Annotated in this window: 7 protein-coding genes; all 7 read right to left on the reverse strand. The window is 69.3% G+C overall.

Annotated features, from left to right (window positions below; genetic code table 11):
* Positions 1-6 precede the first annotated feature (6 nt).
* Positions 7-933, reverse strand: a complete 927-nt coding sequence (ntrB, locus tag AB7F93_RS02550) for a nitrate ABC transporter permease (RefSeq protein WP_428301313.1) — start codon at positions 931-933, stop codon at positions 7-9.
* 3 nt (positions 934-936) lie between these two features.
* Positions 937-2226, reverse strand: coding sequence for a CmpA/NrtA family ABC transporter substrate-binding protein (locus AB7F93_RS02555; protein WP_428301314.1), 1290 nt, complete (start codon positions 2224-2226; stop codon positions 937-939).
* Positions 2227-2406: 180 nt separating this feature from the next.
* Positions 2407-4104: a bifunctional protein-serine/threonine kinase/phosphatase gene (locus AB7F93_RS02560; RefSeq protein WP_428301315.1), complete on the reverse strand. Its 1698-nt coding sequence runs from the start codon at positions 4102-4104 to the stop codon at positions 2407-2409.
* A gap of 30 nt (positions 4105-4134) precedes the next feature.
* Positions 4135-5415: an MFS transporter gene (locus AB7F93_RS02565; RefSeq protein ID WP_428301316.1), complete on the reverse strand. Its 1281-nt coding sequence runs from the start codon at positions 5413-5415 to the stop codon at positions 4135-4137.
* A gap of 133 nt (positions 5416-5548) precedes the next feature.
* On the reverse strand, positions 5549-6871 hold the full coding sequence (locus tag AB7F93_RS02570; protein WP_428301317.1) for an alginate export family protein: 1323 nt from the start codon (positions 6869-6871) through the stop codon (positions 5549-5551).
* A 202-nt stretch (positions 6872-7073) separates the two neighbouring features.
* Entirely contained in the window at positions 7074-7418 is a 345-nt protein-coding gene (locus AB7F93_RS02575; RefSeq protein WP_428301318.1) for a histidine triad nucleotide-binding protein, read from the reverse strand.
* Positions 7419-7589: 171 nt separating this feature from the next.
* Positions 7590-8302 (reverse strand): SRPBCC family protein (locus AB7F93_RS02580; RefSeq protein ID WP_428301319.1); only part of this gene is annotated, 713 nt, incomplete at its 5' end.

The raw sequence follows: 8302 nt of genomic DNA on the forward strand, positions 1-8302 counted from the left end.
CTCCGGTCACGGCAAACGTCGCGCGATCAGCAACAGCGCCTGCTCCAGCAGCAGACCCACCGCGCCGATGACGAAGATGGCGATGAGGATGTGTTCGACGTTGAGGTTGTTCCACTCGTCCCACACCCAAAAGCCGATGCCGACGCCGCCGGTCAGCATCTCGGCGGCGACGATCACCAGCCACGCCACGCCCACCGACAGGCGCACGCCGGTCAGCACCTGCGGCAGGCTCGACGGCAGCAGGATGCGCCGGAACACCGTCCACTCGGACAGGCGCAGCACGCGCGCCACGTCGAGGTACTCGCGCGGCACCTGCTGCACGCCGGACGCGGTGTTGATGATCATCGGCCAGATGCTGCAAATGAAGATGGCAAAGATGGCCGACGGCTCCGCCGACTTGAACAGCAGCAGGCCGATCGGCAGCCAGGCGAGCGGCGACACCGGCCGCAGCAGGCTGATGACCGGCCCCGCCGCGGCGCCGAGGAACCGGAACCGGCCGATCGCAAAGCCGATCGGGATGCCGACCAGCGCCGCGGCGCCGAAGCCGAGCCCGACGCGTTTCAACGACGCCAGCACGTTCCAGCCGATGCCCTGGTCGTTCGGCGAGTTCCGGTAGAACGGGTCGCTGAACAGCTCGACCGCGGAGGTCCAGGTGGCACCCGGCCCCGGCAGGCGCGTGTTGGCGGCCAGCGCAGACCACAGCAGTACCAGCACCAGTAACCCGGCCAGCACCGCCACGGCGCGCTGTGCAAACGCGCGCGCACGCGGGTTCGGCCCGCTGGCGCGCAGCCAGGCCGGGGCCGCGCGCCGTGCGGGTTCGGTGCTCGCCGCAGGCGGTGCGGCGTCGGTGGTCACGGGCGCGGGCGCCACAGGCTCGGTCGCGGTCATTGGCGCCTCCAGCGACGCGGCGGGAAAGGCAATCACGCTGGCCATGGCTTACACCTTGAGGGCGAAGGACGCCGCGTAGGCGGCCGGGTCGGCGCCGTTCCAAACGGTGCCGTCGATCAGCGTCGAGCTGCGCAGCGTGTCCTTGGGCACCGCCACCCCTGCCGCGGCGGCGGCCTGCGCGTACACGTCGATGCGGTTCACGGCCTTGGCCACGGCCAGGTAGTCCGGGTCCTTGTCCATCAGGCCCCAGCGGCGGTGCTGGGTGAGGAACCACATGCCGTCCGACAGCCACGGGTAGGTGACCTCGCCGTCGCGGAAAAAGCGCATTGGCTTCGCGTCCGTCCAGGTCTTGCCGAGGCCGTTCTCGTACTCGCCAAGGATGCGGCCCTTGATGATGTCCACCGGGCAGTTGACGTAGGACTTGGCGGCGACGGTGTCCGCCATCTCCGGGCGGTTTTCCTGCGCGTCGCACCAGCGGGCGGCGTCGAGCACCGCGGCGGTCAGCGCGCGGGCGGTGTTCGGGTACTGGGCCACGAACTCGGCCGTGGTGCCCAGCACCTTTTCGGGGTGATCGGGCCAGATGTCCTGCGTGGTGACGGCCGTGAAGCCGATGTCGTCGGCAATCGCACGCGCGTTCCACGGCTCGCCCACGCAGAAGCCGTCCATGTTGCCGACGCGCATGTTGGCCACCATCTGCGGCGGCGGCACCACGATGTTCTTGACGTCCTTGAACGGGTGGATGCCGTTGGCGGCCAGCCAGTAGTACAGCCACATGGCGTGCGTACCGGTGGGGAAGGTCTGCGCGAAGGTGTAGTCGCGCGCCTTGCCGTCCACCAGTTTCTTCAGCGCGGCGCCGTCGGTGACGCCGGCGGCCTTGAGGTCATTCGAGAGCGTGATGGCCTGCCCGTTGTTGTTGAGCGTCATCAGCACCGCCATGTCCTTCTGCGGCCCGCGCGTGCCGAGCTGCACGCCGTAGACGAGGCCGTACAGCACGTGCGCGGCGTCGATCTCGCCGTACATCAGCTTGTCGCGCACGGCGGCCCAGGACGCTTCCTTGGTGGGCGTGATGGTCAGGCCGTACTTCTTGTCGAAGCCCTTGAGCGCCGCCATCACGACCGGCGCGCAGTCGGTCAGCGGGATGAAGCCGATCTTCAGGTCGGGCTTTTCCGGCGCGTCCGAGCCGGCCGCCCAGGCGGCGCTGCGGATCGGCGCCGGCACCAGGTTCAGCAGCGCCGCGGCGCCGGTGGTGGCGAGCGCGCCGCGCAGCAGGCTGCGGCGGGCGGGGTTGACCGGCGCCTCGACGTTGGCCGGGCTGAGGTTCTTGTCGACGTCGTCCATGCGCGCGCTCCGTGAGTGTCCAAGCCAAAAAAAAAGCCCACCGTCACGGCGTGTGACGGTGGGCTCCGTTGCCCCTGGCCGGCGCGCCGTCGCTGGCGCCCCGGGCCGGTGATGTGGGTTCCGGCGACGACTGCATTGCCGCCGCCGGAACTGGTTTCGTCAGAGCACGCGGCGTGCCAGTCAGCCTCCGAGCGCCAGTGAAATCAGCAGCGCGATCAGCAGCAGCAGCGACAGGCCCTGCCAGAACCGCAGCGGATTGCGGGCGTACAGCGGCTGGCGGCGCTGCGGCGCGGTGCCGGCGGCGCCCGCGAACCCGGCTTCAAGATCGCTCACCAGGTCCGCGACGTGGGCGTAGCGATCGTCGGCCTGCACCGCCGTGGCGCGTGCGAGCACCGCGTCGAGCCACGCCGGCAGGTCCGGCCGGTAGTGCGCCAGCGGCTGGCGGCGACCGAAGCGCGGCCGGGCGAAGGCCTCGGTCTCGCCGTACGGGTAATGGCCGCTGAACATCCGGTACAGCGTGACGCCGAGCGCGTACACGTCGGTGCGCTCGTCGCCGGCGTTGCCGTCGAACATCTCGGGCGCGAGATAACTCGGTGTGCCGGGGATGTCCTCGTCCGGCGCCGTCTCGATGCCCGGCAGGCGCGCGACGCCAAGGTCGAGCAGCCGAAGACCGCCGGCTTTCAGCAGCAGCACGTTGTCCGGCTTGATGTCGCGGTGCACCACGCGCCGGCGGTGCAGCGCGTCCACCGCCCGGCCGAGCTGGCTTGCGATGGCGATGCCGTCCGCGAGTGACACCGGGTGGCGCTTCAGGCGCTGCTCCAGCGTCTCGCCCACGTAGAAGGGCATCACCGAATACAGGCGCGTCTGGCGCTCGGGCGGCAGCTCGATCACTTCGGCTACGTGGGCACTGCGCACCTGCGCGGCGACCGCCGCCTCGCGCAAAAACGCGCGCCGGTAGATGCCCTCCCCCTCCAGGCGCGGGTGCGGGAATTTCAGCGCCACCTCGCGGCCGTCGTGCCCGTCCCGGGCGCGGAACAGGCGGCTGTAGCGGCCGTCCGACACCTGCTCCAGCAGCTCGAAGCCGTCGACCACGTCGCCCGGCTTCGGCAGCGGCAGCAGCGGCAGCGCGGCCAGCGTGGCTTCGAGCCCGGTCTGGTCGAGCGGCGGCAGCGCCAGCACGTCCAGCACCAGCGCCGTGGTGTTGTCGCGGCTGCCGGCATCGAGCGCGGCGGCAACTACCCGCGCCGCGCTGGTCTGCGGGTCGGCGCGCTCGGCGAGGAGTTCCAGCAGGCGCCGGTCCGGCAGCACGCCGTGCACGCCATCGGTGCACAACAAAAACCGATCGTGCACGCGCAGCGCGTGGCGGCTCGCGTCGGCGTGCACGCTGTCCTCCAGGGCCACCGCCCGGTACAGCACGTGCCGCAGGTCCGGGTGATCGTGCGCGTGGTCGGTGGTGAGGCGCTGCACGCGCCCCTCGCGCAGGCGGTACACGCGGCTGTCGCCCACATGCAGGACATGCGCCTCGCGCCCGCGCAGCAGCAATGCGCTGAACGTGGTCGCCATGCCGCGCAGATCAGCGCTTTGCCGCCCAAGGCCGTGCAGCCAGCGATTGACGGCCTGCAGAGAACGCGCCCCGGCACGCTCGGCGCCGAGCGTCGCCGGCAGACTGAGATAACCGTCCAGAAACGCCCGCACGGCGGTTTCGGACGCCAGCCGCCCGCCGGGCCCGCCGCCGACGCCGTCCGCAACGGCGGCCGCGAACTCGTGCTGGCCGCGGCTGCCGGCCGGGCGATCGGCGGCGACAAAATCCTCGTTGTGCGCACGCCGGCCGGTCTCGCTTGCAAGGCCGACCCCGACGTCGAGACGTTCTCCACTCATCGTGTGGCGCCACTCATGGCGCGTCGCCGCTCACACGCGCGCCTGTGCCACCGCGCCCCAGGTGGTGCGCCAGCGGGTCTTGACCGCCGCAAGGCCGATCAGACCGACCAGCGCCAGGCCGGCGAACACGTAAAAGCCCATGCCGAAACCGCCCGTCGCGGCGCGCGACCAGCCGAGCGTCTTGGCAAGAAAGAAACCGCCGACGCCGCCGGCTGCGCCGACCAGACCCGTGACCACGCCGATCTCGCGCCGAAAGCGCAGCGGCACCAACTGGAAAACCGAGCCGTTGCCCATGCCGAGCGCCATCGCCCCGACAAAGAACGCCGCCACCGCCGCCCAGGCGATGCCCGGCAGTTCGTGGATGCCCCAGCCGGCCACCTTTGCATTCGCTACGGCGTCCATTGCCGGCGCCGGCCCCTGCGGCAGCAGGCCGACCACCACGTAGCTGACCGCCACCACGCAGAACAGCACCTGCAGCGAACGGATGCCGCCCACGCGATCCGCCAGCCAGCCACCGACCGGCCGGAACATGGAACCCGCGAATACCACCAGCGCCACCATCAGGCCCGCCGCCACGCCGGACACGTGGTACCAGGTGGTGAAGTACAGCGGCAGCGCGTTGCCGAGCCCGACGAAGCCGCCAAACGTGATCGAGTAGAAAAACATGAACCACCACGTATCGCGGTCGCCCAGCACGGCCTTGTAGTTGGCGAGCGAGGCCGGCACGCGCTGTTCCGGTGCGTCCTTGGCCATCAGCGCGTACAGGACGAACACGCTCACCATCGGGATCAGCAGCAGGCCGAACACCGCCTGCCAGCCCCACGCCTCGGCCGCCCACGGCACGAACAGCGAATCCAGCACCACGCCCATGTTGCCGGCGCCGGCAATGCCGAGCACGATGCCCTGGTAGCGCGGCGGGTACCAGCGGGACGCCTGCGGCAGCGCGACGGCGAAGCTCGCGCCGGCCATGCCGAGCAGCACGCCGAACACTTCCAGCGCCAGGATGGAATGCAGGCCGACCAGCCAGCCGTAGGCCAGCGTCGCCATCACGATGACCTGCGCCATCAGGCCCGTGCGCTTGGGCCCGATGTGGTCCGACAGCATGCCGAGCGGGATGCGCAGCAGCGCGCCGAACAGCACCGGGATGGCGACGACGGTGAACTTCTGCGACACGTCGAGCGCCACGTCCTGCGCGATGTACAGCGACAGCGGCCCCAGCACCACCCACACCATGAAGCTGAAGTCGAAATACAAAAACGCCGCCAGCAGCGTCGGCCAGTGGCCGCTGCGGCGGAAATCCTGAAAATCCATCCCACTCCTCCTGCAAGGCGTCGGCGACGCCGGTCGATCGGCCTTCCCCGGAAAGCACGCCGCCGGAGAACGCAAAAAGGCGGCCAGCACCCGTGGGTGCCGGCGCGCCTGCTCACAGCGCGTCAGCCGCGCGTCAGATCTTGATCTGCAGCCACAGCCAGCCCTTGCTGACGTCGCTCGTGTCCGGCCGGCCGGCGATGAAGGCCGGCGCGTCGGTGCTGTAGTCCGCGTACTTCACGCCGACCGTGTACTTCTCGGCGAAGGTCTTGCTGAGCATCACGCCCCATTCGCTGCCGTAGTCGGTGCTGCCGGCGTCGGACTCGTAGCTGTCGTAGCGCACCAGCCAGTCCACCGCGAGACCCGGCACCGGCCCACCCACGGTGACGTAGGTGTCCTTCAGGCCCGCCGCCGGCGTGCGCAGGAACTGGTCCGCCCAGCCGTTGAAGGCGTGCAGCGTGGCAAGCGGTGTCTGCAGGGCGCGGGTGCCATTCACGGCGCCGCCCTCCAGCAGCTCGTAGGCGACCTTGAAGTTCACCCCGAACAGGCGCACCCCGCCTTCGAGCAGGCCATAGTCGAGATCAAAGCTGCCGGGGTTGTCGGCGTAGTCGCTCTGGCGCGCGTACTCGGCGGTGTAGAGGATGGCCGAGCCCGGCGCTCCCGGCAGCGTCGGCAGCTTCAGCGACGGCAGCGGGATTTCGCCCGCGGCGCGCAGGCCGTAGGTGGCGGTCGATTCCGCGTCGAAGTCGTCGAAGTCCAGCAGGTACGCGTAGCCGGTCAGCGTGGTGACCGGGTTCAGCTTCCACTGCAGGTTCACCAGGTGCCCGTCGGTGCTGAAGTCGCCGTCGTTGGCAAACGCCGAGTTCGGCGTGTCCTCACCGAACACGCGGTTCACGTTGTAGACGTAGGCGTAGCTGCCGGTCACGCCGGGCAGCATCTTGTTCTCGTAGAAAAAGCTGTCGAAGGTCTGCTGGTTCTGCCGCCAGCCGACGTCGCCGACAAAGCGGTGGTTGTCGAAGAAAAACGCCTGCCGACCATAGCGGAACGTGTTGCCCTTCAGGCCGAGGTAACCGAGGTAAGCCTGATTGACCTCGGTGCCGTCCGGGTCCGCCACCACCGGGAAGCTGGTCTCGCCGTTGTAGGTGTTGTTGTAGTCCTCCTCGCCGACCACCGACACGTTCTCGGCCTCGCCGTAGGCGAAGAAGCCGTGGAACAAACCGGTGCGCCAGCCAAGACGCGTGCGCACGGTTTGGGCATTCGCCTCGTCCAGGATGCTGGCGGGTCGGTCCTGGTCGACGGTCTCGAAGCGGTAGCGCACGTCGAGGCTGACCCTGCCCTGCAGCAGCGAGTCGGTGAGCGGAAACAGCGCGTCGTCGATGGCGTGGGCGGCGGCGTTACCCGCCAGCAGACCGGCGCCCAGCAAGGCACCGGCGCGGATCAGAACGGTATGGGCGTGCATGCGTGTCATCCCTGCGTTGAGCGTGCCCAGCAACCGCGGGCACAAAAAAAAGGCCGCACCCGCCGCAAGGGCAGGTACGACCTCGTTGTCGTTATACCGACGCAACCGTGCGTCGCTGGATCAGTCCGAATGGCCGCAGCGTCGCGGCCGGCTTACGCAATGCAAGAGATGAGCCAGATGGTCTGGCGGGAGGGCGCAGCGCTCAGCCGGGCGGCCAGTGCATGGCGCGGCCGGCCAGCACGTGCAGGTGGATGTGATAGACGGTCTGGCCGGCCAGACGGTTGCAGTTGACGACTGTGCGGTAGCCGTCGGCCGCGAAGCCGTGCTGCCCGGCCAGCTCCCGCGCCGCCAGGTACATGTGACCGACCACCGCCGCGTGGGCCGGCGTCAGGTCGTTCAGCGTCGCGATGTGCTCGCGCGGCAGCACCAGCGCGTGAAACGGCGCCTGCGGGTTGATGTCGCGGATGGCCAGCACGTGCTCGTCGCTGTACAGCACGTCCGGCTTGATGTCGCCGGCCACCATCTTGCAGAACAGGCAATCGCTCATGGTGTGGACCTCGGAAGCGCCCAGCGGGCTGGCGCGTCGGCGCCCGCCGTCTGGGGCAGGATGCCCCAGCGTTGATCCGGGCGAAGTCCCGGATCAACGGAGCGTGGTGCGGGCGTGTACCGCACCACCGCGAGCCGAAAAATTCCAGGGACGGAATTTTTCTGCATACGACTAGGCACTCGCGGCGCGTCGCGCCGGGGCAATGCCCTGCTCGCGGGCGATGCCGTCCTGCATCAGGCGCATCCACTCGCGGTACTGGCCGTGGTACAGCGTCTCGTCGGTGGCATCCGGGCCGCTGGTGCTGGGGTGAATGCCAAGCTCCTTCGCAAACTGGTCCGGCCCGCGGGTGATGTGTTCAAGGCCGCGGTCGTAGCCCTGCTGCCACTCCACGATGCGCGCCTTGTAGCCTTCCTGGCAGGCCTCGAAGATGGCGAGGTCATCCGGCGTCGCCATGCCGGTGGCGTTGAAGAAGTCCTCGTACTGTCGGATGCGCCGCTCCCGCATCACGGCCGACTCGCCCTTGGCGGCGATGCAGTAGATCTTGACCTCGGTGAGCTCCGGCGAGATCGGGCGGAACACGCGGATCTGCGACGACGCCTGCTCCATGAGCTGCACGTTCGGGTAGATCAGCAGGTTGCGCTGGCGCTTCAACATCCATTCGGCCATGGCGCCGCCGACGCGCTGCTCCACCTCGTCCTTGGCCTGCCACAGCGGGCGGTTCTGCGGCATGGGGAAGTCGATCCAGATCAGCGCGTGGCCGCGCTGCAGGTCGTAGCAGCCGCTCTTGAAGCCCTTCATCATGGACTCGTCGTAGGCCACCTTGACCTTGTCGTCCTTGCCGGCGGCGGACGCCTTCATGCGCCGCGCGATCACGCCGACGTAGT

It is taken from the genome of Immundisolibacter sp., from assembly GCF_050250495.1.
GTDB lineage: Bacteria > Pseudomonadota > Gammaproteobacteria > Immundisolibacterales > Immundisolibacteraceae > Immundisolibacter.